This window comes from Pseudomonas sp. gcc21 (genome assembly GCF_012844345.1).
GTDB lineage: Bacteria > Pseudomonadota > Gammaproteobacteria > Pseudomonadales > Pseudomonadaceae > Halopseudomonas.
Window position 1 is genome coordinate 3645095 of the sequence record NZ_CP051625.1, and the last position, 26115, is coordinate 3671209.

The 26115-nt window shown below is 58.8% G+C and carries 29 protein-coding genes; 13 read left to right on the plus strand and 16 right to left on the minus strand.

Going from position 1 to position 26115, the window contains the following annotated elements; all coding sequences use genetic code 11:
- Positions 1–106: 106 nt before the first annotated feature.
- The 3 genes from HG264_RS16955 to HG264_RS16965 form a co-directional block, all read right to left on the minus strand.
- On the minus strand, positions 107–1909 hold the full coding sequence (locus HG264_RS16955; RefSeq protein ID WP_169408699.1) for an acyl-CoA dehydrogenase: 1803 nt from the start codon (positions 1907–1909) through the stop codon (positions 107–109).
- A gap of 86 nt (positions 1910–1995) precedes the next feature.
- Complete coding sequence (locus tag HG264_RS16960; RefSeq protein WP_169408700.1) at positions 1996–2976, minus strand: serine/threonine protein kinase; 981 nt, start codon at positions 2974–2976, stop codon at positions 1996–1998.
- A 747-nt stretch (positions 2977–3723) separates the two neighbouring features.
- Positions 3724–4434 (minus strand): ComF family protein, encoded by a 711-nt coding sequence (locus HG264_RS16965; protein ID WP_169408701.1) that lies wholly within the window; start codon positions 4432–4434, stop codon positions 3724–3726.
- A 97-nt stretch (positions 4435–4531) separates the two neighbouring features.
- Here HG264_RS16965 and bioB point away from each other — a divergent pair, with 97 nt between their 5' ends.
- The 7 genes from bioB (at position 4532) to HG264_RS17000 (ending at position 11404) form a co-directional block, all read left to right on the plus strand.
- Entirely contained in the window at positions 4532–5581 is a 1050-nt protein-coding gene (gene bioB, locus HG264_RS16970) for a biotin synthase BioB (protein WP_169408702.1), read from the plus strand.
- 24 nt (positions 5582–5605) lie between these two features.
- Positions 5606–6775 (plus strand): 8-amino-7-oxononanoate synthase, encoded by a 1170-nt coding sequence (gene bioF / locus HG264_RS16975; protein WP_169408703.1) that lies wholly within the window; start codon positions 5606–5608, stop codon positions 6773–6775.
- A complete protein-coding gene (locus HG264_RS16980) occupies positions 6775–7491 on the plus strand; it encodes an alpha/beta fold hydrolase (protein WP_169408704.1) in 717 nt (238 codons plus the stop codon). Before bioF ends, HG264_RS16980 begins: the two co-directional genes overlap by 1 nt.
- The gene (bioC, locus tag HG264_RS16985) at positions 7484–8275 is read left to right on the plus strand and encodes a malonyl-ACP O-methyltransferase BioC (RefSeq protein ID WP_169408705.1); all 792 of its coding nucleotides are present in this window, start codon (positions 7484–7486) and stop codon (positions 8273–8275) included. The genes HG264_RS16980 and bioC overlap by 8 nt, the downstream gene beginning before the upstream one ends.
- 14 nt (positions 8276–8289) lie before the next feature.
- On the plus strand, positions 8290–8970 hold the full coding sequence (gene bioD / locus HG264_RS16990; protein ID WP_169408706.1) for a dethiobiotin synthase: 681 nt from the start codon (positions 8290–8292) through the stop codon (positions 8968–8970).
- A 69-nt stretch (positions 8971–9039) separates the two neighbouring features.
- On the plus strand, positions 9040–9348 hold the full coding sequence (locus tag HG264_RS16995) for a flagellar basal body rod C-terminal domain-containing protein (RefSeq protein ID WP_169408707.1): 309 nt from the start codon (positions 9040–9042) through the stop codon (positions 9346–9348).
- A gap of 250 nt (positions 9349–9598) precedes the next feature.
- Positions 9599–11404 carry a phenylacyl-CoA dehydrogenase gene (locus HG264_RS17000; RefSeq protein WP_169408708.1) on the plus strand — a complete coding sequence of 602 codons (1806 nt, stop codon included), beginning with the start codon at positions 9599–9601 and terminating at the stop codon, positions 11402–11404.
- Between the two features lie 183 nt (positions 11405–11587).
- On the opposite strand, the gene egtB is transcribed toward HG264_RS17000, so the two are convergent.
- The 3 genes from egtB to yjgA all read right to left on the minus strand — a co-directional run bounded on the left by egtB (position 11588) and on the right by yjgA (position 14379).
- Positions 11588–12790, minus strand: a complete 1203-nt coding sequence (egtB, locus tag HG264_RS17005; protein ID WP_169408709.1) for an ergothioneine biosynthesis protein EgtB — start codon at positions 12788–12790, stop codon at positions 11588–11590.
- Positions 12787–13770: an L-histidine N(alpha)-methyltransferase gene (egtD, locus tag HG264_RS17010; protein ID WP_169408710.1), complete on the minus strand. Its 984-nt coding sequence runs from the start codon at positions 13768–13770 to the stop codon at positions 12787–12789. The genes egtB and egtD overlap by 4 nt, the downstream gene beginning before the upstream one ends.
- Positions 13771–13857: 87 nt before the next feature.
- Positions 13858–14379: a ribosome biogenesis factor YjgA gene (gene yjgA, locus HG264_RS17015; protein WP_169408711.1), complete on the minus strand. Its 522-nt coding sequence runs from the start codon at positions 14377–14379 to the stop codon at positions 13858–13860.
- 102 nt (positions 14380–14481) lie between these two features.
- Here yjgA and pmbA point away from each other — a divergent pair, with 102 nt between their 5' ends.
- The gene (gene pmbA, locus HG264_RS17020; protein ID WP_169408712.1) at positions 14482–15840 is read left to right on the plus strand and encodes a metalloprotease PmbA; all 1359 of its coding nucleotides are present in this window, start codon (positions 14482–14484) and stop codon (positions 15838–15840) included.
- A 12-nt stretch (positions 15841–15852) separates the two neighbouring features.
- On the opposite strand, the gene HG264_RS17025 is transcribed toward pmbA, so the two are convergent.
- The 10 genes from HG264_RS17025 to HG264_RS17070 form a co-directional block, all read right to left on the minus strand.
- Positions 15853–16125: an HPr family phosphocarrier protein gene (locus tag HG264_RS17025; RefSeq protein WP_169408713.1), complete on the minus strand. Its 273-nt coding sequence runs from the start codon at positions 16123–16125 to the stop codon at positions 15853–15855.
- Between the two features lies 1 nt (position 16126).
- A complete protein-coding gene (gene rapZ / locus HG264_RS17030) occupies positions 16127–16981 on the minus strand; it encodes an RNase adapter RapZ (protein WP_169408714.1) in 855 nt (284 codons plus the stop codon).
- Positions 16982–16987: 6 nt separating this feature from the next.
- Positions 16988–17446 (minus strand): PTS IIA-like nitrogen regulatory protein PtsN, encoded by a 459-nt coding sequence (gene ptsN / locus HG264_RS17035; RefSeq protein WP_169408715.1) that lies wholly within the window; start codon positions 17444–17446, stop codon positions 16988–16990.
- Positions 17447–17467: 21 nt separating this feature from the next.
- On the minus strand, positions 17468–17776 hold the full coding sequence (gene hpf / locus HG264_RS17040; RefSeq protein ID WP_150302816.1) for a ribosome hibernation-promoting factor, HPF/YfiA family: 309 nt from the start codon (positions 17774–17776) through the stop codon (positions 17468–17470).
- 76 nt (positions 17777–17852) lie between these two features.
- Complete coding sequence (locus tag HG264_RS17045) at positions 17853–19355, minus strand: RNA polymerase factor sigma-54 (protein ID WP_169408716.1); 1503 nt, start codon at positions 19353–19355, stop codon at positions 17853–17855.
- 90 nt (positions 19356–19445) lie between these two features.
- The gene (gene lptB, locus HG264_RS17050) at positions 19446–20171 is read right to left on the minus strand and encodes an LPS export ABC transporter ATP-binding protein (RefSeq protein WP_169408717.1); all 726 of its coding nucleotides are present in this window, start codon (positions 20169–20171) and stop codon (positions 19446–19448) included.
- A complete protein-coding gene (lptA, locus tag HG264_RS17055) occupies positions 20164–20703 on the minus strand; it encodes a lipopolysaccharide transport periplasmic protein LptA (RefSeq protein WP_169408718.1) in 540 nt (179 codons plus the stop codon). The genes lptB and lptA overlap by 8 nt, the downstream gene beginning before the upstream one ends.
- A complete protein-coding gene (gene lptC / locus HG264_RS17060) occupies positions 20690–21271 on the minus strand; it encodes an LPS export ABC transporter periplasmic protein LptC (protein WP_169408719.1) in 582 nt (193 codons plus the stop codon). Before lptC ends, lptA begins: the two co-directional genes overlap by 14 nt.
- Positions 21268–21804 carry an HAD family hydrolase gene (locus tag HG264_RS17065; RefSeq protein ID WP_256663712.1) on the minus strand — a complete coding sequence of 179 codons (537 nt, stop codon included), beginning with the start codon at positions 21802–21804 and terminating at the stop codon, positions 21268–21270. The genes lptC and HG264_RS17065 overlap by 4 nt, the downstream gene beginning before the upstream one ends.
- Positions 21801–22772 (minus strand): KpsF/GutQ family sugar-phosphate isomerase, encoded by a 972-nt coding sequence (locus tag HG264_RS17070; protein WP_169408720.1) that lies wholly within the window; start codon positions 22770–22772, stop codon positions 21801–21803. The genes HG264_RS17065 and HG264_RS17070 overlap by 4 nt, the downstream gene beginning before the upstream one ends.
- Before the next feature lie 251 nt (positions 22773–23023).
- Between HG264_RS17070 and HG264_RS17075 the strand changes: the two genes are divergently transcribed.
- From HG264_RS17075 to HG264_RS17095, 5 genes are read left to right on the plus strand one after another with little or no spacing between them, the layout of a single operon-like run.
- Positions 23024–23839 (plus strand): ATP-binding cassette domain-containing protein, encoded by an 816-nt coding sequence (locus HG264_RS17075; RefSeq protein WP_169408721.1) that lies wholly within the window; start codon positions 23024–23026, stop codon positions 23837–23839.
- Positions 23836–24621 carry a lipid asymmetry maintenance ABC transporter permease subunit MlaE gene (gene mlaE, locus HG264_RS17080; RefSeq protein ID WP_169408722.1) on the plus strand — a complete coding sequence of 262 codons (786 nt, stop codon included), beginning with the start codon at positions 23836–23838 and terminating at the stop codon, positions 24619–24621. Before HG264_RS17075 ends, mlaE begins: the two co-directional genes overlap by 4 nt.
- 19 nt (positions 24622–24640) lie before the next feature.
- Positions 24641–25108 (plus strand): outer membrane lipid asymmetry maintenance protein MlaD, encoded by a 468-nt coding sequence (gene mlaD, locus HG264_RS17085; RefSeq protein WP_169408723.1) that lies wholly within the window; start codon positions 24641–24643, stop codon positions 25106–25108.
- 12 nt (positions 25109–25120) lie between these two features.
- On the plus strand, positions 25121–25768 hold the full coding sequence (locus HG264_RS17090) for a phospholipid-binding protein MlaC (protein ID WP_169408724.1): 648 nt from the start codon (positions 25121–25123) through the stop codon (positions 25766–25768).
- A complete protein-coding gene (locus HG264_RS17095) occupies positions 25765–26085 on the plus strand; it encodes a lipid asymmetry maintenance protein MlaB (RefSeq protein ID WP_169408725.1) in 321 nt (106 codons plus the stop codon). Before HG264_RS17090 ends, HG264_RS17095 begins: the two co-directional genes overlap by 4 nt.
- Positions 26086–26115 lie beyond the last annotated feature (30 nt).

Genomic DNA, 26115 nt, shown 5'->3' on the forward strand with positions numbered 1-26115 from the left:
TTCATGGGAAGGTGCCAGAATGACAGGAGTGAAAGCGAATGTAAGCAGACCGCCCGGGAGGGCGGTCTATTCAGAGATGGGATTTCAGGAATAGTTCACAAATTGATCAGAACCATTCGTCGTTCATATCGAGGCAGGTGGTGTCGCGGCGCTCAAGCACGGTCAGCGCGTGGTGACAGCCTGGCACTTCCCAGGTCAGGAAAAAGCGGGCCGCCTGCAATTTGCCTTGATAGAACTCGCGATCGCTTGCCGACCCGTTAGCCAGTCCCTGTTGCGCACGTATCGCCTGTTCCAGCCAGCGCCAGCCGATCACCATGTGCCCAAATGCATTCAGATACAGCGCGGAGTTCGCCAGTGCCTGGTTCACCTGGCCTTTGCCCATGTCACCCAGCAGTGCCAGCGTGACCTTGCCGATATGGGCGTGAAGGGCTTCCAGGGGTTCGCGCAGTGCGGTCAGCTCATCGAATTCGCCGGCACGGCGGCAACAGTCCTGAATAAGTGCTGAGAGTTGCTTCAAGGCTGCGCCATTGTTCATCACCACTTTGCGCCCGAGCAGATCCAGCGACTGGATGCCGTTGGTGCCTTCGTGAATCGGGTTCAGGCGGTTGTCCCGGTAGTACTGCTCAACCGGATACTCGCGGGTATAACCGGAGCCGCCGAGTATCTGGATGGCCAGCTCGTTGGCCTTCAGACAGAACTCCGAAGGCCATGCCTTGACGATCGGCGTGAGCAGATCCAGTAGCTGCAGCGTTGTCTGGCGCTGTTCCTCGGTTTCCAGGGTTTCGGTATCGTCGAACAGGCGCGCGGCATACAGGCCAAGATCGAAGGCGCCTTCCACGTAGGCTTTCTGTGTCAGCAACATGCGTTTCACATCGGTGTGCTGAATGATCGGCACCTGACCCGATGTCGGATCCTTGCCGTCGGGCAAACGACCCTGCGGGCGCTCGCGGGCATAGTTCAGCGAATACAGATACCCTGCGTAGCCGAGCATGACCGCCCCCATGCCGACGCCGATGCGCGCTTCGTTCATCATCTGGAACATGTATGGCAGTCCCTGATGCGGCTTGCCCACCAGATAGCCAACGCAGTTATCGTTGTCGCCGAAATTCAGCGCAGTCGAAGTGGTGCCACGCCAGCCCATCTTGTGGAACAGGCCGGCCAAGGTCACGTCGTTGCGCTCGCCGAGGGAGCCGTCATCCTTGACCAGAAATTTGGGCACGATGAACAGCGAGATGCCTTTTACACCGGCTGGCGCGTCGGGCAACTTGGCGAGGACCATATGCACGATATTGTCTGACAGCGGATGATCGCCGCCGGAAATGAATATCTTGTTGCCCTTCAGACGATAACTGCCATCGGCGGCGGGTTCGGCGCGGGCGCGGATGTCGGACAGCGAGGAGCCGGCGTGCGGCTCGGTCAGCGCCATGGTGCCAAAGAAGCGGCCGTCGATCATCGGCTGCAGGAAGCGTTGCTTCTGGTCGTCACTGCCAAAGGCTTCGATGAGATTGGCGGCGCCCATGGTCAGCATGGCGTAGGAGGAGGTCGCTACGTTGGCCGACTGGAAGTGCGCAAAGCAGGCTTGCGACAACAGATTGGGCATCTGCATGCCGCCCTGCTCGAAGGTGCGGGTGGCGTTGAGAAACCCGGCTTCGAGGAAGGCATCGACCGCAGGTTTTACCTCGGGAATCAGCTGCGCTGCGCCGTCCACGTATTGCGGCTCGTTTTCATCGCTCTTGCGATTGTGCGGCGCGAAAAACTTCTCCGCGATGGTACGGGCTGTACCCAGCGCCGCATCGAAGGTTTCGCGATTATGCTCAGCGAACCGCGGGCGCTGGGTCAGGCTTTCGGCATCCAGTACTTCGTACAACTCGAAGGCCAGGTTACGTGAATCAAGCAGGGTATCTGTCATGGCGCTTGTCTCGAAAATGAACGCTGGCAGTGTATGCGTTCCGTATATGACTGCAAACGCCTATTGATACCACTGATGTCGTCGAATCAGAACAGCCGAAGCGGCGGTTCATCCAGCGCGGCACGCTGTTCGCGCAGTGTCAGAATCTGGTCCGCCCAGTAGCGTTCGCTGGCAAACCAGGGGAAGTGTTTAGGGAACGCCGGGTCATCCCAACGCCGCGCCAGCCACGCGCTGTAATGGATCAGTCGCAGGCTGCGCAGGGACTCGATCAAAGGCAACTGACGTGGGTCGAAATCATGGAACTCGTTGTAGCCTTCAGCAAGCTCGGCGAGCTGTGCCTGTCGCTGGTCGCGCTCACCGGACAGCATCATCCACAGATCCTGAATGGCCGGGCCCTGGCGGCAGTCGTCCATGTCGACCATATACAGGAGCTCGTCGCGCCAGAGCAAGTTACCGACATGCAGGTCGCCATGCAGGCGAATGGTGTCATGTGGCGTGGCGGCGTAGATCGCGTCGACACGTTCGAGCAGGTCGTCCGCCACCGAGAAATACGCGGGCCGTAGATTCTCCGGCACGCTGTCTGCTTCGCGCAGCCAGGCGATGCTGTCATGTCCGAAGTTCTGAGGGGTCAGGGACGGACGATGGCTGAACGGCCGCATGGAGCCCACCGCATGCAGCCTGCCCAGCAGGCGACCGAGCATGAGCAGATGGTCCGGATTGTCAAACTCAGGCGCGCGGCCACCAAAGCGTTTGAACAGGCTGAAGCGAAAGCCCACATGCTCAAAGAGCGTTTGCCCGTCGATCTGCATGGGGGGGATGACCGGGATTTCCAGCTCGGCCAGTTCGCGAGAGTACTGGTGCTCCTCAAGGATGGCTTCATCGCTCCAGCGTTGCGGGCGGTAAAACTTGGCAATCAACGGCTCGCCGCCTTCGATACCTATCTGGAATACACGGTTTTCGTAGCTGTTGAGCGTAAGCGTGCGCGCGTCGCTGACATAGCCAAGCGATTCCACCGCATCGAGAACGGTGTCAGGTGTGAGCAGGGCAAAAGGGTGTTGGTTGTCCATAGTCGCACCGTCAGTTTATGAATGGTCCATGGTGTCATATTTACGGGCGGGAGGGATAAGTTCGCTTGGGTTCGGTGTTAGTGCTTCAGCAATGCAACGAACTCGGTCCAGTCCGCTGTCAGTTTGGATTGGAGCCGTCTTTCACCTGGGCGCGTAGCGCGCCTGCGCTGCGCCAAGCGTTTCGCGGCACTGAAGTGGAGTCAGCGGGCGGCGCGTATCGGTTCGCATATGGAGTCAGCTTCGCGAGGCGACAGGGCCGCGCTGACACGCTGCAAGTACGTCCCTGTAAGCTCGTCGATGACATCCCTGTCATCGCACGGTCATCGCGACCCTGTCGCCTCACTGCGCCATGGAGATTGGTGTTGTCGGAGGTAAAGCAGGTCTCGCCTGGGGGTGTAGCGCGCCTGCGCTACGCCGAGCTTTCCGCCACCTTGAACTCCGCCCGCGACTGGCTTCATGACAGCCAAATTGATGTGTGACGAGCAATCCCCCCTAACCCCCCTTTTACCAAGGGGGGAACTGGTTCGGTGTTTTCTGATGGTTTTGATGTCCGAGCCACGCCAATGCTGGAGCAAGTCCGCTGGCTGTCAGGGTGGAGCAAGTGTTGAAAACAGGGATGTTTTCACCAAGCCCCCAGGGATGGGTTCACGGCGTCTTGCGCAATCCTGACAGTCGGTGGGCGCCAGACTTCGATGTCGCCAGCCAGGTTGTGAAGCGAGTCGACAGTCGACGTAGCGTGAAACCACATCAAGCATCCGTACGCGCCACGCACCAGACACTGACACTCGCAGCACCGGCATCAAGCAGAACCCGGCTGGCTTCTCTTACTGTCGTCCCTGTAGTCACCACGTCCTCGATCAGGGCGATGTGTTTACCGAGAATCCGTTCTGGCTTGCGGCAAACGAAGGCATCCTTGAGGTTTCGGCGGCGGGCTTTGGCATTCAAGCCCTGCTGGGTTTGGGTGGCGCGCGCTCTTAGCAGTACGCGGTGCGCCACAGGGAGGCTCAGGTGTCTGGCAAGCGGGCGCGCCAGCTCCGTTGCCTGATTGAAGCCGCGTTTGGCCTGGCGTGCGCCGTGGAGCGGCATGGGAATGAGGCAATCGGGCAATGCCTGTTGCCGTTCCTGGTAATGAAAGCGGACGGCATCAAGCAGCAGCAGACCAAGCATCCGGCCGTAGGTCAGTTGATGATGGTGCTTGAAGGCCAGGATCAAGCTGTCGACAGGAAAGCGATACAGAAAAGGCGCAACGATCTGGTTGAACGCGGGTGCACGCTTCAGGCATTGCCCGCATAGCCCGTCAGCCAGAGGAAGCGGCAGCGCGCATTGCCGGCAATGGCTTCCCAACCAAGGCAGATCAGCCCTGCATGCTTCGCAGATTCCGAGCTGCGAATGCATGCCGATTGACAGACACAGCAGACAGGATGTGGAGTGGTTATTAATTATCCACTTGTAAACCATGCTGGGTTTCAATGGTTGACGCTATCCGTGTCGTCGCTATGATGCGACAAACGTTGAAGCCAAACTGATCTTCAAGCAAACACCAGGAATGTTTTTGATGACTGCATCCCAAACCCGCCACGACTGGACGCCGGCAGAAGTACTGGCCTTGTTCCGCCAACCCTTCAATGACCTGCTGTTTCAAGCGCAGACGGTGCATCGGCAGCATTTTGATGCGAACCGGGTGCAAGTCTCGACATTGCTGTCTATCAAGACCGGTGCTTGCCCCGAAGACTGCAAGTATTGTCCCCAGTCCGGGCATTACAACACCGGGCTGGACAAGGAAAAACTCCTCGAGGTGCAGAAGGTGCTGGAGGAGGCCGCTGCGGCCAAGGCCATCGGTGCCACGCGCTTCTGCATGGGGGCGGCCTGGAAGCATCCGTCCGAGAAAGATATGCCCTACGTTCTGGAAATGGTCAAAGGCGTGCGCAAGCTCGGCCTGGAAACCTGCATGACCCTCGGCAAGCTGACCAAGGAACAAACCGCAGCATTGGCCGAGGCGGGGCTGGATTACTACAACCATAACCTGGATACCTCGCCTGAGTTCTACGGCAATATCATCACCACCCGTACCTATGGTGATCGTCTGCAGACGCTATCTTATGTGCGCGACGCGGGGATGAAGATCTGCTCGGGCGGTATTCTGGGTATGGGCGAGTCGCTGGAAGACCGCGCCGGTCTGCTGATTCAGCTGGCGAATCTGCCGGAGCATCCTGAAAGCGTGCCGATCAACATGTTGGTAAAAGTAGCCGGAACGCCGTTGGAAAACGCTGAGGATCTGGATCTTTTCGACTTCATTCGCATGCTGGCTGTGGCGCGCATCATGATGCCGGCATCGCACGTGCGTTTGTCAGCCGGTCGCGAGCAGATGAACGAGCAGACCCAGGCCCTGGCATTCTTCGCTGGCGCTAACTCGATCTTCTACGGTGATCGTCTGCTTACTACCTCCAACCCGCAGGCGGAAAAGGATATGCGTCTGTTCGAGCGCCTGGGCATCAAGCCTGAAGAGCGCGAAGAACATGACGACGAAGTCCATCAGGCAGCCATTGAGCAGGCGCTGGTCGAGCAACGTGACAGTGCACTGTTTACCAACGCAGCGGCGGTCTGACCACTCCTTTCACGAGCTTCCACCATGTCCTTCGATCTGACTGCCCGGCTGACTGAGCGCCGGGCGGCGCATTTGTATCGTCAAAGACCGCTACTCGATGCCCCGCAGGGCGTGCGGGTAGTAGTCGACGGGCAACCGCTGCTCGCGTTCTGCAATAACGACTATCTGGGCCTCGCCAATGATCCGCAGGTGATCGATGCCTTTGTCGACGGCGCCCGCAAATGGGGCGTCGGCGGCGGCGCTTCGCATCTGGTTGTTGGCCACAGCACGCCGCACCATGAACTTGAAGAAGCGCTGGCGGAATTTACCGGCCGGCCTCGGGCACTGTTGATGTCGAGCGGATATATGGCCAATCTGGGTGCGGTAACAGCCCTGGTCGGGCAGGGCGATACGGTACTCGAAGATCGCCTGAACCACGCGTCGCTTCTGGACGCCGGATTGCTCAGCGGAGCGCGCTTCTCCCGCTACCTGCATAACGATATCCAAAGCCTCTCATCTCGTCTGGCCAAGAGCGCCGGCAATACGCTGGTGGTGACCGACGGCGTTTTCAGTATGGATGGCGATCTGGCTGACTTGCCTGCGGTGTGCGCTGCGGCCCGGGAAAAGGGCGCCTGGGTAATGGTGGATGATGCTCACGGCTTCGGGTGTCTCGGTAGACAAGGTGGCGGCATCGTCGAGCACTTCGGTCTCGGTGTGCAGGAGGTGCCGGTGCTGGTCGGCACGCTGGGCAAGGCGTTCGGCACCGCAGGCGCCTTTATCGCTGGCAGCGAGGAGCTGATCGAGACCTTGATCCAGTTTGCGCGGCCCTATATTTACACCACCAGTCAGCCGCCAGCCGTTGCGTGCGCAACTTTGAAAAGCCTGCAGATACTGCGTGAGCAGAATTGGCGGCGCGAGCATCTCGGCCGGCTCATCGCGCAGTTTCGCGCCGGCGTGTCCGCTCTGGGCCTGCAATTGATGAACAGCCCCACACCCATTCAACCGATCATTATTGGAAGCAGCGAGCGTGCCGTCGCGGTGTCAGCGGCACTGCGCGAGCGCGGCATCCTGGTTACGGCAATTCGTCCGCCGACCGTGCCGCGGGGGACGGCCAGGTTGCGCGTAACCCTGTGCGCAGCGCACAGTGAGAGCGATGTAGCGCAACTTCTTGATGCGCTGAAACAAGCCATAGCTGCCGTTCCGGAGTGTGATTGATGACCAATATTTCCCTGTTGCCTGGTTGGGCGATGTCCGCTGCCAGCATGGAGCCGCTACGCAGCGCCTTGCTTGAGCGCCTGCCTCGGTCGCAGGTTCAGTGTTGCGACCTGCCAGCGTTACAGATGTCCAGCATCGAGACCGACCTGGCTGAACTGGGTGAACAGCTGCCGAAGGGTGTACTGATCGGTTGGTCGCTTGGCGGCGTGGTGGCGCTGCAGTTGTCGCGCCGGTTTCCCGAGAAATTTCGCGCCGTGGTCACTATCGCCAGCAATCCCTGTTTCGTCACCCGCCGTGACTGGGCCGAAGCGATGCCAGCCGATACGTTCAAGACCTTTTACGCTGACTACCGGGATGAACCGGACAAAACGCTCAAGCGTTTCGCCCTGCTGGTTACTCAGGGCAGCAATCAGCCCAAGGCACTGAGCCGTTCCATGCAGTGGGACGACGCAGACCATGAGCAGCGGCTGCACGCCCTGGCGATTCTGGGTGTGCTTGATAGTCGAGCCATTCTTCGACGCTCCGTGCTGCCAACTCTGCATTGTCTGGGCGCACAGGATGCACTGGTTCCTGCTGCCGTTGAAGCTGCGCTGAAGGAGCTAAACGACTATTCGCATGTCGCGGTACATCCTGGTGCCGGGCATGCCCTGCCATTGGAACAACCGCTCTGGTTGGCGGAGCAGATCGCTGAGTTTCTGCAGGCTGGCGATGACTGAGCAGGCGATCGACAAGCGCCGTATCGCCGACTCGTTCGGACGGGCCGCAGAGACCTATGACCAGGCCGCCGCATTTCAGCGCACAGTGGGCGGCAATCTGCTGGCGCGCCTGCCTGTCGATTTTCATCCGGCAGACACCACGGATTTAGGATGCGGAACCGGTTATTTCACCCGCGCGTTGCAACAGCGTTATGGCCAACCCGTGCTGGGCATTGATCTGGCGGAAGGTATGTTGCGCTTCGCCCGCATGGCCTCGCCCGGTTGCGGCCCCTGGATTGCCGCAGATGCGGAAGCCCTGCCGGTGCGCGCCGGTTCGCAGGATCTGATCTTCTCGAGTCTGGCTTTGCAATGGTGCTCCGACCTGCGGTCAGCTTTAAGCGAGGCGTATAAAGCGCTGCGCCCAGGCGGCTACCTGGCATTCAATACCTTGATTGAAGGTTCGCTGGGCGAGCTGCGCCAGGCCTGGGAGCGAGTCGATGGCTTCGTTCACGTCAACCGCTTCATGCCCGAAGCGGAGTTGCGTGAACTGCTGAGCGGGACCGGATTCGCGCAGGTTGGCTGCGAGATAGAACAGCATGTTCTGCATTACCAGCAATTGGGAGAATTGACGCGGGAGCTCAAGGCGCTTGGCGCGCACAACGTCAATCCGGGGCGCCCTGGCGGTTTGACCGGTCGCGCACGATTGCGCGCGCTAACCGAAGCGTATGAACAGTTCCGGTATGACAAGGGCTTGCCTGCTACGTATCAGGTTGCACAGATTGTATTGAGAAAGGGGGCGGCGTAGGCGCCGGACTGAATATGGCCAAGCGTTACTTTATTACCGGCACCGATACCGAGATTGGTAAAACCACCATCGCGGCCGCGCTGCTCCATGCGGCGCGGCTGAGTGGACGAACGACGGCTGCGGTCAAACCCGTGGCGGCTGGCTGCGAGCGTACCGCTGATGGACTGCGCAATGAAGATGCGCTGGCGCTTATGAGTCAATGCCAGCCACCGTTACCCTATGAGTTGATCAACCCGGTAGCGCTTGAAGCCGCCATTGCTCCGCATATCGCCGCCTGGGAAGAGGGCGTGGCGCTGTCGGCCGAGATGTTGTCGTCCCGCTGCAATGCGGTATTCGCGCGCAACGCAGAGCTTACCTTGGTAGAAGGTGCAGGCGGCTGGCGCGTACCCTTGAATGGCCAGCAAACCTTGGCTGACCTGGCGGGACTGCTGGGCATTCCAGTCGTGATGGTTGTCGGTATGCGGCTTGGTTGTATCAATCATGCGGTTCTGACGGCCGAAGCGATCAAGGCTGACGGTCTGGTACTGGCCGGCTGGGTGGCAAACCGGGTAGATCCCGATATGAGCCGGCCGGATGAGAACCTGGCGACACTCAGACAAATGATCGAGGCGCCGTGCCTGGGGGTTGTTCCCTGGCTTGACCAGCCGTCCGCTGACGAAATCGCCGCGCACCTGGATGTCAGCGTTCTGCTATGAACGCTTTGCTACCCTTTTGCTGCGGCCTGTGCTTGAATGGCGTTATCGGCTGAATGGAGGCAAAGTGCCATGGCTAGCTTGGATCTCGTATCTTCCGGCATGAACAGCATCAGACAGGGACAGTATCGTGCGAACACAGCGGCGGCGGAAATAGCCCGCAGTGGTGTGGAATCCGATCCTGCAGCCTCCCAGGCTGTTCCCGTTCAGCCCGCCAGTGGCCAGCCTGCCGCGACCCTCAAAGTCGACTCCAACCGGCCGGTGAATCTGGTCGACAATCTGGTCGAGCTGCAGCAAGGCCAACGTGAAGTTGAAGCCGGCGCAGCGGTCATCGATACAGCCAATGAAGTGCTCGGCACGCTGCTCGACGTCACTGTCTGAATCAACGCCTCGTCCCCCGATCCAATCAGTCTCGCTGATCCCTGTGACCAGGCCGTCTTGTACAGGCGGTCTGGCATTCGCATCTTCGTCCCATTCAAAAAATACCTGTCTATGCCTGCTGAGTGGGCTTGACATGTCTGTGCGGTAAACGTAAGTTTCAAACGTCTGTTTGAATGCTGCCGTTGGCAGCCCTGTTTGCAGCGTTCGTCTGCTCTTGAAATCCCGATATAACCGTTGAGGTCAAGTTACCATGCCAGAATACAAGGCTCCCCTGCGTGACATCCGTTTCGTCCGCGACGAAGTTCTGGGTTATGAAGAACACTACAAGAGCCTGCCGGGCTGTGAAGAGGCAACCCCGGATATGGTCAACGCCATTCTGGAAGAAGGCGCCAAGTTCTGCGAGCAGGTCATCGCTCCGCTGAACCGTGTTGGCGACACTGAAGGTTGCACCTGGAGCGCTGAAGGAGTGACTACTCCTACCGGTTTCAAGGAAGCCTACGCGCAGTACGTTGAAGGCGGCTGGCCGAGCCTGGCACACGACGTAGCCCATGGCGGTCAGGGTCTGCCCGAGTCGCTGGGTCTGGCAGTCAGTGAAATGATCGGTCAGGCGAACTGGTCCTGGGGCATGTACCCGGGCCTGTCCCACGGCGCCATGAACACTCTGGACGCCCACGGCACTGACGAACAGAAGCACACCTATCTGAGCAAGCTGGTGTCCGGCCAGTGGACTGGCACCATGTGCCTGACCGAACCGCATTGCGGCACCGACCTGGGCATGCTGCGTACCAAGGCCGAGCCGAATGCTGACGGCAGCTACAAGATCTCCGGTACCAAGATTTTCATCTCCTCCGGTGAGCACGACATGGCCGAGAACATCGTCCACATCGTACTGGCCCGCCTGCCCGACGCACCAGCCGGCACCAAGGGTATCTCGCTGTTCATCGTTCCGAAGTTCCTGCCTGACGCCAACGGCGACAAGGGCGAGCGCAACGGTGTGACCTGTGGTTCGCTTGAACACAAGATGGGTATCCACGGCAACGCCACCTGCGTGATGAACTTTGACGCGGCAACCGGCTTCCTGATCGGACCGCCGAACAAGGGCCTGAACTGCATGTTCACCTTCATGAACACTGCACGCCTGGGTACTGCACTGCAGGGTCTGGCTCATGCTGAAGTCGGCTTCCAGGGTGGCATCAAGTACGCGCGTGAACGTCTGCAGATGCGTGCTCTGACTGGCCCGAAGGCGCCTGAAAAAGCAGCTGATCCGATCATCGTGCATCCCGACGTGCGCCGTATGCTGCTGACCATGAAGGCCTTCGCCGAGGGTAACCGGGCGATGGTGTACTTCACTGCCAAGCAGGTCGATATCGTCAAGAACAGCCCTGACGAAGCAGCACGCAAGCAGGCTGATGCGCTACTAGCCTTCCTGACGCCGATCGCCAAGGCATTCATGACCGAAGTCGGCTTTGAAGCAGCCAACCACGGCGTGCAGATTTATGGCGGCCACGGCTTCATCTCCGAGTGGGGCATGGAGCAGAACGTACGTGATGCACGTATCTCCATGCTGTACGAAGGGACTACCGGCATCCAGGCGCTGGATCTGTTGGGCCGCAAGGTCCTGATGACCCAGGGTGAGGCGCTGAAGGGCTTTACCAAGATCGTGCACAAGTTTTGTCAGGCGCAGGAAGGTAACCAGGCAACTGCCGAATTCGTTGCACCTCTGGCGCAGCTGAACAAGGAGTGGGCTGATCTGACCATGAAGGTCGGTATGGCGGCGATGAAGGATCGTGAAATGGTCGGCGCAGCATCTGTCGATTACCTGATGTACTCCGGTTACGTATGCCTGGCGTACTTCTGGGCGGACATGGCCCGCGTTGCGGCCGAGAAGCTGGCTGAGGGCACGTCCGAGGAAGCCTTCTACAAGGCGAAGCTGCAGACTGCGCGCTTCTACTTCCAGCGCATCCTGCCGCGTACCCGCATGCACGTTGACGCCATGTTGTCCGGTTCTGCGAATCTGATGGATATGGACGAAGAGAGCTTCGCTCTGGGCTACTAAGGCCGGTTGCGGTATCTCGAAGGGCTGCCCCGTAAGGGACGGCCCTTTTTTGTGTGTGGATTTCAGCCAAGATTGGTAAGGGTCGTATGCCGCAGCGTTGGGGCTCGCCTATAGGTTTGCTGTTGTTGCAGGCTTGGCGTAGCGCAGGCGCGCTACACCCCCAGGTTGGTCCGGCGCAGAGATCTATCGCGCCAACCGCAACCCACTGAACTGCCAGCGCGCCGACGCCGGAAAGAAATTGCGATAACTGATCCGTGCATGCCCGGGCGGTGTAGCCAGGGAGCTGCCGCGCAGCACCATCTGGTTGATCATGAATTTGCCGTTGTATTCACCAACCGCGCCGGCCGCGGGTTGATAGCCGGGGTAGGGCAGGTACGCGCTATTGGTCCATTGCCAGACCTGGTCAAACAGACCCCGCAGGTCTTGGTTTGCGGCTGCGGCGAACTCCCATTCAGCCTCCGTAGGCAGGCGCGCACCGGCCCAGCGTGCATAGGCGTCGGCTTCATAGAAACTGATATGCATCACCGGGGCGCTGTGATCGAGCAATTGTTCGCCGTGCAATGTAAAGCGACGCCAGTTTTCGCCATCGTGACGCCAGTACAAGGGAGCCTGCATCTGCGTGTTGCAGACCATGTCCCAGCCGTCCGAGAGCCACAGTTCAGGGCGCTCGTAGCCACCTTCTGCCATGAACGCGAGGTAGTCGCCATTGCTGACGTTGCGCCGGGTAAGTTCAAAGGGTTCGAGCCAGACCTTGTGCCGCGGGCGCTCATTGTCGAAGCAGAAGGCTTTACCGCGATGTCCAATGTCGACCAGCCCACCGTCAATGGCGACAAAGGTATTGGCCGACTGCTCATCATTCGTCGCTCCGTCTGCCGAGCCCGAGCGCCATGCCGGTAATAGCGGATTCAATGAGAAGTGATGTTTCAGGTCGGTGAGTATCAGTTCCTGATGCTGTTGTTCATGATTCAGTCCCAGCTCGATCAGGTTCAGGGCATCGTCAGACAGCGCGCCGCCGTCGAGTGCCGCTCGCATATGACAATCGACATGGGCGCGGTAAGCCAGTATTTCGTCCAGGGAGGGTCGGGATAACATTCCCCGCTCTGCGCGAAGATGGCGCGCGCCCACGCCTACGTAATAGGAATTGAAGAGCACCTTGTACGCAGGGTCGAACGTCGCGGGTGCGTTTGGCATGCCGGACAGAATGAAGGTTTCGAAGAACCAGCTGGTATGCGCCAGGTGCCATTTGACCGGGCTGGCTTCGGCCATTGATTGCAGCTGACAGTCTTCCGCCGTCAGGCCTTCAACCAGAGACAGGGAGTACTGGCGTACCTCATGAAAGCGCGCCGCGAGCCGGGTCGAGCGAGTGACGGGTTGATGCATGCTCATAGGCCAGGCTCCGCAAGAAAGACGCCAAACCAGCGGTAGGGATCAGTCCAGAACCGGCTTTGCGCGAAGCCTGCTTCGCGCAGCATGTCGCGAAAGCCGTCCGGGGTGTACTTGTGCGAATACTCGGTAAGTACATGCTCGCCGGCGTGGAAAAAGCGGCTGGCCTGGTTGCCAAGCTCGACGCGGTGGTCTCGCTGGGCTACCAGCTGCATTTCGATGCGGTTGTGCGCGCCGTCGTACCGGGCCCGGTGACGGAAATTAGCGCGGTCAAAGTCCGATCCGATTTTCTGATTCACCACGTCCAGGACGTGCAGGTTGAATTCCGCGGTGACACCCGCCGCATCGTCGTAGGCTGCCTCAAGGATCTCGACGGGTTTGACCAGGTCAACACCGATCAGCAGCCTGCCATGCGTGCCGCAGTCGCGGTGGATATTGCGCAGAAGCCGAAGCGCGTCGGGGCGGGCAAAATTGCCGATCGACGAGCCGGGGTAGAAGAATACCGGCGGTGCGTCGGGACATTCGCCGAGCAGGTTGGACAGCTCAAGATCACGGGTGAAATCGCTGACAACCCCAATGCATTCGACATCCGGGTTGTGAGCGGCCACTTCAATCAGCGAGCTTTGCAGGAAATCGCCGGCAATATCGACTCCGACCAGACGTTCAGGGCAAACCTGCTGGAGCCATTGACGCGACTTGCCGCAGTCCCCACATCCCAGGTCGACCCACTGCGCGCCGGCTGGCAGCGCGTTGGCTATGTCGCTGGCATAACGGCGGAAAATGCCGGCTTCAGCACGGGTAGGGTAATACTCGTTGAGTTCGCAGATGCGGTTGAACAGCTGGCATCCGGCGTCATCGTAAAAATATTTGGAATCAATCCGGGCGGTGGGTTGCAGCAGTCCGTCGAGCAGGCTGGCTTTTTCCTGGATCTCGTCGTGGTGTAACGCATTTTCTATACGCGGGAGTGGCAGGGCAATATTCACGTGGAGCCTCAGCGTCAGGTCTACGACTTCTGAAGCTAGCAGCCGCGCGCCGCTTTCGCCAATCGACGCAGGCCTGGTGGGATTATCTCACTCGTCGTCTTCCACTATCCCGCGGATCAGCTTGAACAACTTGCGTGATGCGGCCGGCGGCTTGTTCTCTGCCGTTTCCTTGGAAGCCTGACGAACCAGTTGCCGAAGCTGCTGGCGATCGGTTTCCGGATAGAGTGCGATAAAGGCGTCCTGTTCTTCCGGTTTGCCGGTCAGCAGCCGGTCACGCCAGCGTTCGAGTTGATGAAAGTGCTGGGCGTGCGCCTGGCTGCTGCTGTCCAGTCGGTCGACGTAGGCCTGTATGGCTTCGATATCCTGATCACGCATCAGCTTTCCGACAAAGCTAAGGTGGCGTTTAAGCGCGCCGCGTGCAGTGTGCCGGTGTGCTTCGTCGAGCGCCCGGCGCAGCTTGTCGGTCAGCTCGAGTTTATCCAGTTGAGCGGGCTTCAACTCGGTCAGGCGGCGGCCAAGTTCCTGCAGCTCGTGCAGCTCGCGTTTAACCTGGGTTTTGCTTTTGCCCTCGTCTTCGTCATTCTGCTCTTCGTCGTGAAAATCTGTCATGGTGATTCCGTTACGGCCTTTCGCCGGGTCTGTTCGATGCGCCATGATACCCGTTCACACTGCGACTGTCCGGAGTACAATGGCGGCCACAAAGGAGAACTTATGACTGATAACCTGCCTACCCGGAACGATGATCCCCAGGCGTTGCAAACTGCTCTCGAGCAGCGTGTGGCATTCATTCTGGACGAGTCGAAACGTCAGGGCGCTTCAGCCTGCGAGGTGGTCGTAAGCCACAACACCGGCCTCTCCGTCGGCGTACGCCAGGGCGAAGTGGAAAACGTTGAATTCAATCGTGATCAGGGCTTTGGTATTACGCTGTATTCGGGTCAGCGCAAGGGCTCTGCCAGCACATCGGATACCTCCGATGAGGCTATTCGGTCAGCTATCGAAGCCGCCCTGGTTATCGCCCGTCACGCCTCTGAAGATCCTTTTGCCGGGCTTGCCGATCCTGACCTGATGGCCAGGGATCTGCCGGATCTGGACCTGTACCATCCCTGGGAGCTGGGCGCCGAAGAGGCCATTCAGCGTGCCCTGGACAGCGAGGCGGCAGCGCTTTCGCTGGACAGCCGGCTGAGCAGCGATGGCTCGCATGTAAGCAGCCACCAGGGTTGCAGAGTCTACGGTAACAGCAACGGGTTCATTGGCAGCTCGATTGGAACGCGGCACAGCGTAGCGACTCTGACCATCGCGGCTGATGCGCAGGGTATGCAGCGCGATTACTGGTACGGTGTCGACCGGATTGCGCAGCGCTTGCCGACTGCCGAGGCGCTCGGTCGCAAAGCGGCCGAGCGTACCTTGTCGCGACTGGGTGCGCGGTCGATCAAGACCGCCAAGGTCCCGGTGCTCTTTGCTGCGGATCAGGCTGCCGGGTTACTTGGGCACCTCGTCGGCGCCATTGCTGGCGGAGCCGTCTATCGGCAATCCACGTTCCTGCTGGATGCGCTGGGTCAGCCAGTATTCCCCGAGTGGGTGACCATTGATGAACGTCCCCATCTGAAGCAGGCGCTGGGCAGTACTGCCTTCGACGGCGATGGCCTGGCGACGCGAGAGAAATCCTTCATCGAGCGTGGCGTGTTGCAAAGCTGGATTCTGGGCACCTATTCCGGGCGCAAGCTGGGCTTGCCGAGCACAGCCAATGCAGGTGGTGTCAACAACCTGCACGTGTCCTGCAATGTTCCGGGTGGTATGGATGTCTTGCTCAAGGAAATGGGCACCGGTTTGCTGGTCACCGAGCTGATGGGGCAGGGCGTGAATGGCGTGACAGGCGACTATTCCCGCGGCGCCGGTGGGTTCTGGGTCGAAAACGGTGAGATCGCTTTCCCGGTGAAGGAAGTGACTATTGCCGGCAATCTGCGGGACATGTTCGCCAATTTGCGCTGTGTTGGTGCGGATGAAGAACGGCGCGGTAATTATCTGACCGGCAGCTGGCTAGTGGATGGCATGACAGTGGGTGGTGAGTAGTACGCGTTTCGGCTACTCGCCTTCCTCAAAGTAGTTGTTGACCAGTGCCGTCAGCTCTTGCATGGCCTGGTCAGCCTGCTGGCCCTCGCAGGCGATGCAGATCTCGGTACCCTTGCTAGCAGCCAGCATCATCACCTGCATGATGCTTTTGCCATTGACCATCTGATCCTCGTTGCAACCGATGCGGATATCGCAGTCATAACGGTTCGCTATACCGACGAATTTAGCGGCTGCCCGTGCGTGCAGACCTAACTTGTTGATGATCTCGAGGTTGGCTTTTGGCATGTCAGGGCAGGTCGCGGTGTCGTATTTGCAGGTTGGGGGTATGCGCGCTCAGCTCCCGGACCAGGCGCTCGGCAATATAAACGGAGCGGTGATGCCCGCCGGTACAGCCAATGCCGACGCTCATATAGCTGCGTTCGCCGGCAGCGTAGCGGGGTAGCCACTTCGCCAGAAAATTGTAAATGTCCTGATACATCTCCTGAACTTCCTGCTCCCCTTCAAGGTAATCACAGATTTCCTTGTCCTTGCCACAAAACGGGCGTAACTCGGCTTTCCAGTAAGGGTTGGGCAGGCAGCGCACATCGAACACCAGGTCAGCATCGACCGGTACGCCACGTTTGAATCCGAACGACTGGATCAGTACCGAGGGGGCATTACCGTCGCTGCTGAGTAGACGTTGTTTAAGCAGATCGCGCAGCTGGTACAAGGTCAGATGACTGGTATCGATCTTGAGATTGGCCAGGTCGATGATCGGCTCGAGCAGGCGCAGCTCCGCCGCAATGGCTTCGCCCAAGGATTTGCTTTCATCGGTCAGCGGGTGTTTGCGGCGCGTTTCCGAGAAGCGCTTGATAAGCACTTCGTCGGTAGCCGCGAGAAACAGCACATCACAGCGAATACCGGTATCGCGTACCCTCTGTAATATCTCGGGAAAGCGCTCGAGGTCGCTCGCCAGGTTACGCGCATCAATACTGATCGCTACCTTCGGCAGATGTTGGTCGGTGTCGTTGGCCTGTCTGGCCAGTTCGGGAAGCAACCCGGCGGGCAGGTTGTCGATGCAGTAGAAACCGTTGTCTTCCAACAGATGCAGTGCGGTACTTTTGCCGGAGCCGGACCGGCCACTGACCACAACCAGGCGCATGGTTCGTTAACTCCCCTCGTCGGTGCCGACCATCACTTCATAGAGAGTCTGGGCATCGGGTGATTGGCGCAGGGCTTCTCGCAGCGCTTGCTGGTCGAGCTTCTCTGCAAGCATCTTGAGAATCTGCAAATGTTCTTCAGTCGCTTCCTGCGGCACCAGCAGCACAAATATCAGGTCGACCGGTTCGCCATCCAGGGCGTCGAAATCGATCTTGCTGTCGAGCTGTAACAGTGAGCCTATCGCTTGCGTGCATCCAGGCATGCGGCAGTGGGGAATGGCTATGCCATGTCCGAATCCGGTCGAGCCGAGTTTCTCCCGGGCAACCAGGCTTTCGAAAATCGCGTCGGGATCCAGGTTGGTGTGCTGGGAGACCAATTTGCCGATCAGCTCCAGCACACGTTTCTTGGATGCCCCCTGCACACCTGCAAAGGTGCGCTCGGGGGTCAGGATATGGTTTATTTGCATGGTCACGCGGCGTTGTTGGCCTTAGCGGTCGTTGACGCCTTGTAGGCGATTGAGGTTCTTTTCCTTGTACTTGATCAGCTGGCGATCAAGCTTGTCGATCAGCATGTCAATTGCCGCATACATGTCAGTATGTTCTGCATTGGCGACCACCTCCCCCCCGGAAACATGAAGAATGGCTTCGGCCTTCTGGCGCAGTTTTTCAACTTCAAGGATGACCTGGACGTTCGTAATCTTGTCGAAATGCCGCTCGATGCGTGCCATTTTTTCAGTGACGTAATCACGTAATCCGTCAGTGAGCTCGAGTTGGTGACCGCTGATATTGAGTTGCATACGGCTTCTCCTGATTGGCTTTATGTTACTGGGTGAACCCGATCACCCGGTGGTGCCACTTTGATTCCTTATACTGTCAAACCAGTCGCTTGCGTTCGCTCGAAGGAGCGATGTTGAGTGATTCCCGGTATTTGGCAATAGTCCGGCGGGCCACGTGAATACCCTGTTCCTCCAGTAAACCAGCGATCTTGCTATCGCTCAATGGTTTCTTCGGGTTTTCAGCCGCAACCAGTTTTCTGATCAGCGCGCGGATGGCGGTTGATGAAAACTCGCCACCTTCGCTGGTGCTTACGTGGCTCGAGAAAAAGTATTTGAGTTCGAATATTCCGCGCGGGGTGTGCATGAACTTCTGCGTGGTGACGCGCGATATTGTCGATTCATGCATGCCGACTGCCTCGGCAATGTCATGCAGCACGAGTGGCTTCATCGCCTCTTCGCCATGCTCGAGGAATCCGCGTTGATGCTCGACGATCTGCGTAGCGACCTTCATCAGCGTCTCGTTGCGGCTCTGCAGGCTCTTGATGAACCAGCGCGCCTCCTGCAGATGATTACGCAGGTAGGTGTTGTCGTTACTGCTATCGGCGCGGCGCACCATGGAGGCGTAAGTGTTATTGACCCGCACCTTGGGTACCGATTCCTGGTTCAGCTCGACCACCCAGCGGTTGCTGTCGCGGCGCACGATGACGTCCGGAATAACGTACTCGGCCTCACCGGAGGCGATTTCCGAACCGGGCCTGGGATTGAGCGTCTGAATCAGCGCAATGGCGTCGCGCAGCTGATCTTCTTTCAGCTTCGAACGGCGCATCAGTTGGGTGAAGTCGCGGCTTCCGAGCAGTTCAAGGTGATTGTCGACCACCCGCCGGGCCTGCTCGAGCATGGGGGTGTCAGCTGGTAACTGGCGTAGTTGTAGCAGCAGGCATTCGCGCAAGTCACGGGCAGCCACGCCAACCGGCTCGAACTGCTGGAGTCTGTGAAGCACCATTTCGACTTCGTCGAGATCTGCTTCCAGCTCAGGGTCGAGGGAGGAAAGGATGTCCTCCAGCGATTCCTGCAGATAGCCGTCAGCGTTGATCCCATCGATCAGCGCTACGGCGATCTGATAATCCGTTTCGGACATGGGAATCAGGTTCAGCTGCCATTCAAGGTGGCTTTGCAGGGTTTCGCCGGTGCCGGTGCGCGAGGTGAAGTCCCAGTCTTCGTCATCGTTACTGGGCAGCGAGCTGGCTGAGGTCTGATAAACGTCTTCCCATTGGGTGTCGACGGGCAGTTCGTTGGGTATCTGCTCGTTCCAGCTACCTTCTTCCTGCGCCTGGCCGTGCTGTTCGATGGCATCAAGCGCGACGGGCTCGGGCAGGGTGACCGCCGGGGCGTCATCGTGATCGGACGCGTTATTGCTGGTATCGCCAGAAAAATCGTCATCGCCATCATCCGCCATTTCAAGCAACGGATTGGCTTCGAGCGCTTCCTGAACCTCCTGCTGAAGATCCAGGCTGGAAAGTTGAAGCAAACGGATGGCCTGCTGCAGCTGAGGCGTCATGGTCAGCTGCTGCCCCATCTTGAGGACGAGCGTTGGTTTCATTTTCCGGTGAACTACCTTGTGCGCTGAATCAGAACCGTGAAAGCGCCGTGGCGCTTTGCCTTTAAGATCATGCCTGAAGCCAAGCGGCTTTTATAGACGGAAGGCGTGACCGAGGTAGACGTCCCTCACCAATTGATTGGATAGCACGGTTTCCGCATCTCCTTCGGCGATGATGTGTCCGTCGTTGACGATGTATGCCTTGTCACAAATATCCAGCGTTTCACGGACGTTGTGATCCGTGATCAGAACGCCTATGTCCTTGTCCTTGAGGTGCTGGATGATTTGCTTGATATCGTTGACCGATATCGGGTCGACCCCTGCAAACGGTTCATCAAGCAGAATGAAACGGGGCTCGGTGGCCAACGCCCGGGCAATTTCGGCTCGTCTGCGCTCACCGCCGGACAGGCTCATACCCTTGCTGTCCTTCAGGTGATGGATATGGAACTCACGCAAGAGGGCTTCCAGTTTGCCTTCGCGACCCTTGCGATTGAGGTCCTTGCGGGTCTCGAGAATTGCCATGATATTTTCGCCCACGGTCAGTTTGCGAAAGATCGACGCTTCCTGAGGCAAATAGCCGATGCCCTGGCGGGCGCGGCCATGCATGGGCAGGCCCGTTACATCTACTCCATTGATCTGGATCTTTCCTTCGTCGGCTTTCACTAGCCCAACGATCATGTAGAAGCAGGTCGTTTTGCCTGCACCGTTAGGCCCCAGCAGACCCACGACTTCGCCGCTGGTGATCGACAGGGAGACATCCCGCACCACTTTGCGCGATTTGTAGGCTTTGGCCAGATGGTGCGCCTGTAGCTTAATCATCGGTGGCCGGCTCCGGCGCGGGCTTGCGATTGCGCGGTTGAATCACCATTTCGATGCGCTCGGGCTGTTCGGCATCGCCGCCAGGACGCCCGGCATCGACTACTTCTTCCGCGACGTTGTAGGTCACGTACTCGCCTTCGAAGGTGTTGCCGTCCTGGTCGAGATGAGCATTGGTGATCAGCACCACCCGTTCCTCGGCAGCAAAGTATTCAATGGTGCGGCTGCGTGCATTGACTGGGCCTTTGCCGGGGTTGGGCGTCTGCTTGAACGTCGCGGGGTTGCCCACACTGACAATCTTGCGGACCTCGCCCTCGGCGTCAGTGGTCAGGGTTACTTCATTACCGGTCAGCCGCATGCTGCCCTGGGTCACGATGACGTCACCGGTATACACAGCGACGTTTTGCCGGTCATCGAGGTTGGCAGTATTGGCCTGAATGCGAATGGGCTGGCTGCTGTCTTCAGGTAGGGCAGCTGCCTGAAAACAGGGGCCAAGCAACAGGGCAACAAGCGCCAGGGGTTTAACGCACCTCATGTAGGCCTCTTACGTTGGACAGCAGCTGCATGCGGCCGTCTTGGAAATAGACATGCATGCCAGTGGCGGTAGTAACGCCGCTGACTGCTTCGATTCTAACGTCCTGATCGGTCTCGGCGTAATCCCTCGCAGGAAATACCGTCAGCGCCGATGTGGTCATTTGCGATATCGGCTCATCGGGTATGTCCTGTTTGAGCAATACATCGTCGTTCAGCTGAACCCGGTCACCGCCTTCGGTGATCCACCCGGTTCGTGAGGTTACTAACCAGGGCTCTTGTTCGTCTGCACGGAAATACAGGAGATTTGGCGCTTCCAGTCGGGTGCTGTCCTCGTTGGCAAGGTGCGTGGCGCGCTGGCTGGTCAGTTCATAGCGCACCGTGCCATCGGGATTGAGCATGGTGATCTGGCTGTTTTCCATGAAAAAGTCGGGTTGGTTTGGATCATCCACCAGCACCGTTTCAGTGAAGCTGCCGGGTCGAATGTTCCAGTAGCCCATCGCCAGGGCGATCGCCAGCGCCAGGCCGACGATGGCGCCTACTACCAGATAACGAGGCGGATTGAAGCTCACAGGTAAGCAGCCTGCGCGGCATCGAGCGTGCCCTGGGCGCGCATGATGAATTCGCAAAATTCGCGCGCAGCGCCCATCCCGCCGGCATTGCGCGTAACACCGTGTGCGTGCTCGCGTACGAAAGAGTCGGCGCTGGCTACCGCCATGCCGAGCCCGACCTGACGCATGACCGGCAGATCAGGAAGGTCATCACCAAGAAAGGCGATCTGCTGATATTTGAGCTGCACCTGCTGGCGCAGTTCTTCCAGGGCGTTGAGCTTGTCTTCACGCCCCTGAATAAGATACTGAATGCCGAGGTTGGCGGCGCGCTTTTGTACCAAAGGGGAGTTGCGTCCGCTGATGATTGCAGTCTCGACACCCGAGGCGATGAGCATTTTGATGCCGTGGCCATCCAGCGTGTTGAAGGATTTGAACTCGGTGCCGTCCGGCATGAAGTACAGCCGTCCATCGGTCAATACGCCGTCGACATCAAAGATCGCCAGGCGTATGGCCTGGGCCCGTTCAAACAAATGCATTTCAGGGGGCTGATTCATACGACTCCTGCACGTAACAGGTCATGCATGTTCAGAGCGCCAACCGGTTTGCCTGCCTCGTCGACGACGAACAGCCCGTTGATCTTGGCGTCCTCCATTACTTTCAGCGCCTCGGCAGCCAGCGCGCCCTGTGTCACGGTTTTGGCCCGTGGGGTCATGACGCTGGCGATACTGGCGCTGTGTATGTCCACGTTGTGATCGAGTGTGCGACGCAGATCGCCGTCGGTGAATATCCCGATCAGCGCACCACTCTCATCGGCGACGCCGGTCAGGCCGAGGCCCTTGCGGGTCATTTCCAGAAGCGCATCACGTAGGCGTGTATCCGGTGTGACCATCGGCATACGCTCACCAGCGTGCATGATGTCGTCGACCAGGAGCAACAGGCGTCGCCCAAGTGCGCCGCCGGGGTGAGAGAAGGCGAAATCTTCAGCGCTGAAGCCGCGCGCTTCAAGCATGGCAATCGCCAGCGCATCACCCATTACCAAGGCAGTGGTGGTGCTCGAGGTCGGTGCCAGATTGAGTGGACAGGCTTCCATCTCCACACCGGTATGCAGGTTGGCCACTGCGGCGCGTGCCAGTGTGGAATCTGGATTGCCGGTAATGCTGATCATGGGCACGCCGAGGCGCTTGATCAGTGGCAGCAGGGTAACCAGCTCGGCGGTGTTGCCTGAATTCGACAGAGCTATGACCACATCTTCACGGGTGATCATGCCCATGTCGCCGTGGCTGGCTTCGCCTGGGTGCACGAAAAAAGCCGGCGAGCCGGTACTGGCAAGCGTGGCGGCCATCTTTCGGCCGACGTGGCCGGATTTGCCCATGCCTGTGACGACTATGCGCGCCTTGCAGTCCAACAGAGTCTGGCAGGCGCGGCTGAAATGCTGGTCCAGTCTACCCAGCAGGCTATTTACGGCGTCGCGCTCCATGCTGATGGTGCGCTGTGCTGAGGCGATGAAGTCGAATTCGGACATATGGTTTGCGTCTTGGTGTGGTCAGGCCGCGAGTATAACGCCTTGTCTCGCCCAACTCACCCCGGCCGAAATCGGTTTCTGAATAACGCCGCGTTAACGGTTGCTAATAAGGTGACTGCGGTGCGCGCCGGAAACCAGGGGGCTGATTGACACCGTTTTCGCGCAGCTTGGGGCGAGCTGGTTGAACTGGTATATTAACGCGTTCATTTTTGCCGCACCCTCTGCGGCATCCCAGGATCAGGTTTGTTCATATGGCCGTATCGCCGGACTACATCGTTGATATGCAAAAGGTTTCCTTCTCGCGGGGAGAACGCCTGATCTTTGATAACGTCGACATTCGTATTCCCCGGGGCAAAGTCACCGGGATCATGGGGCCATCCGGTTGTGGCAAGACCACGCTGTTGCGCCTGATAGGCGCGCAGCTGCGGCCCGACAGCGGCGCGATCATGGTCAATGATCAGAATATCCCCAGGCTGGGCCGCAACGAATTATTCGAGGCGCGCCAGCAGATGGGCATGCTGTTTCAGAGCGGCGCGTTATTTACCGATCTGAGTGTGTTCGAAAATGTCGCCTTTCCGCTGCGTGTTCACACCGAACTGCCGGAAGACATGGTGCGCGACATTGTTTTGCTCAAGCTTCAGGCGGTAGGGCTGCGTGGCGCTTATCAGTTGATGCCCGACGAGCTGTCCGGCGGGATGCAGCGCCGCGTTGCGTTGGCCCGGGCTATCGCACTGGATCCTCAGTTGATGATGTACGACGAGCCATTCGTAGGGCAGGACCCGATTTCGATGGGCGTACTGGTCCGCTTGATACGCCTGTTGAATGATGCACTGGGATTGACCAGCATTGTTGTGTCGCATGACCTGGCCGAGACCGCCGGCATTGCCGACTATTTATATGTGGTAGGCGACGGCCAGGTGCTGGGGCATGGCAAGCCCGAGGATCTGATGAACTCGGATAATCCACGCATCCGCCAGTTCATGCAGGGCGAGCCGGACGGGCCGGTGCCCTTCCATTATCCGGCGAATGGCTACGTCGACGATCTGTTGGGCAGGGAGAGCCGATGAAAGCTTCGATGACTGACCGGATTGCCCTGTTGGGCCGGTCTGGCCTGGACGTGGTTGCTGCGCTGGGGCGCTCCGGTATTTTTCTGTTTCAGTCGTTGGCGGGCCGTTCCCGGTTCGGCAATGCGCTGGGCCTGCTGGTACGCCAGTTGTACGCTGTGGGCGTGTTGTCACTTGTGATCATCGTGGTGTCAGGGCTGTTCATCGGCATGGTCCTGGCGTTGCAGGGTTACAACATTCTGTCGGGTTACGGGTCAGAACAGGCGGTTGGCCAGATGGTCGCACTGACCTTGCTGCGCGAGCTCGGCCCGGTGGTCACCGCGCTTCTGTTTGCCGGGCGTGCCGGCTCGGCCCTGACAGCAGAAATCGGCTTGATGAAGGCTACCGAGCAGTTGTCCAGTCTGGAAATGATCGGTGTCGACCCGCTCAAATACGTGATTGCTCCGCGGCTCTGGGCCGGGTTTATTTCCATGCCGCTGTTGGCCATGATCTTTTGCGTGGTGGGGATCTGGGGCGGTGCCATGGTCGCAGTCGACTGGCTCGGCGTATACTCCGGCTCCTATTGGTCGAATATGCAGAACGCCGTCCAGTTCGGTGACGACGTAATCAATGGCCTGATCAAGGCCGTGGTGTTCGCCTTCGTGGTGACCTGGATTGCAGTATTCCAGGGCTATGACTGCGACCCGACTTCCGAAGGCATCAGCCGGGCAACCACCCGCACTGTGGTCTACGCGTCTTTGGCCGTTCTGAGCCTGGACTTCATTCTTACCGCTTTGATGTTTTGATTACCCAAGGAAACCCAAGATGCGTATGCGTACTCTGGAACTGACAGTAGGCGTGTTCATACTCGCCGGATTGCTGGCTCTCGCGGTTCTCGCCGTACGGGTCAGTGGCCTGTCGACGAATGCAACCGGGGATGTCTATAAGGTCTACGCCCATTTCGATAACGTCGCGGGGCTGACCACTCGAGCGCGTGTCACCATGGCAGGCGTGACCATCGGGCAGGTAACCGGTATCGAATTCGACAAGAACCGTTATACCGGCAAGGTTGAAATGGCCATATTCAGCGGCGTGGATACCTTGCCGTCGGACAGTGCCGCTTCAATTGTTACCTCAGGTCTGCTTGGTGAGAAGTACATCGGGATTTCAGTCGGTGGGGATGACATGATGCTCGCCGACGGTGATGAAATTTATGACACTCAGTCAGCCCTGGTGCTTGAAGAGTTGATCGGGCGCTTCCTGCTCAATACCGTCAGCAGCAGCGACGAATAACCGGAGAGAGAAATGCGAAATGTAATCAAGTTGGCTCTGATGCTGGCGCTGTCTGTCCCACTGTTTGCCCACGCGGCTTCGGCGACCCCGCAGCAAGTGGTTGAAGATACGTCCAACCGCGTGATGGACGTGCTCGATTCGAATCGGGAGCTGTACAGAAAGGATTCCGAGGCATTCCTGGAAGGTCTCAGCGAAGTGCTTGATCCTGTGGTGGATTACGAAGGCATCGCGCGCAGCGTCATGACCGTTCGATTCAGTCGTGACGCCAGCCCTGAGCAAATCCAGCGGTTCATCGAGACGTTCAAGCGAAGCATGGTGCAGTTCTACGGCAACGCTCTGCTGGAGTTCGATAGCGGCAAGATCAAGGTCCTGCCTCCGCGTAACCGCGACCAGCAGCGTGACGACCGCGCCAGCGTCAACATGGAAATCCAGACCGCTAACGGCACCGTTTACCCGGCCACTTACACCATGGTCAACAAGGATGGTCAATGGATGGTGCGTAACGTGATCGTTGAAGGCATCAACATCGGTTTGCTGTTCCGTGACCAGTTCGCGCAGGCCATGCAGGCGCATGGTAACGACCTGGACAAGGTCATCGACAACTGGGGAGGGGTGGTTGCCCAGTCCCGCGAGAAGGTTGAAGAAGGTGTCGCGCAGTGAGTGCACGCGTCGTCAGCGATGATGGCAACCGGATAAAAATAGAAGGCGAGCTCGATTTCGTCACCGCGGTATCCGTACGCGCCGAGCTCGAAAGGGCGGTCGGTCAGGCAGGGCAGGACGTTCTCCTGGACCTGTCTGGTGTCAGCCGGGCGAACAGTGTTGGTCTGTCACTTATCCTCGTCGCCGCCCGCAAACAGACCGAAAAGGGCGGCAATCTACGTTTGACCGAGGTTCCGCAGGCACTGAGCAGCATCGCCACCGTGTGTCAGCTTGATGAGTGGCTGACCTCGGTAACCGAGTCCCCCCAGGTCAGCTGAACCGCACCGAAACGCCACAGGAGAGAACCT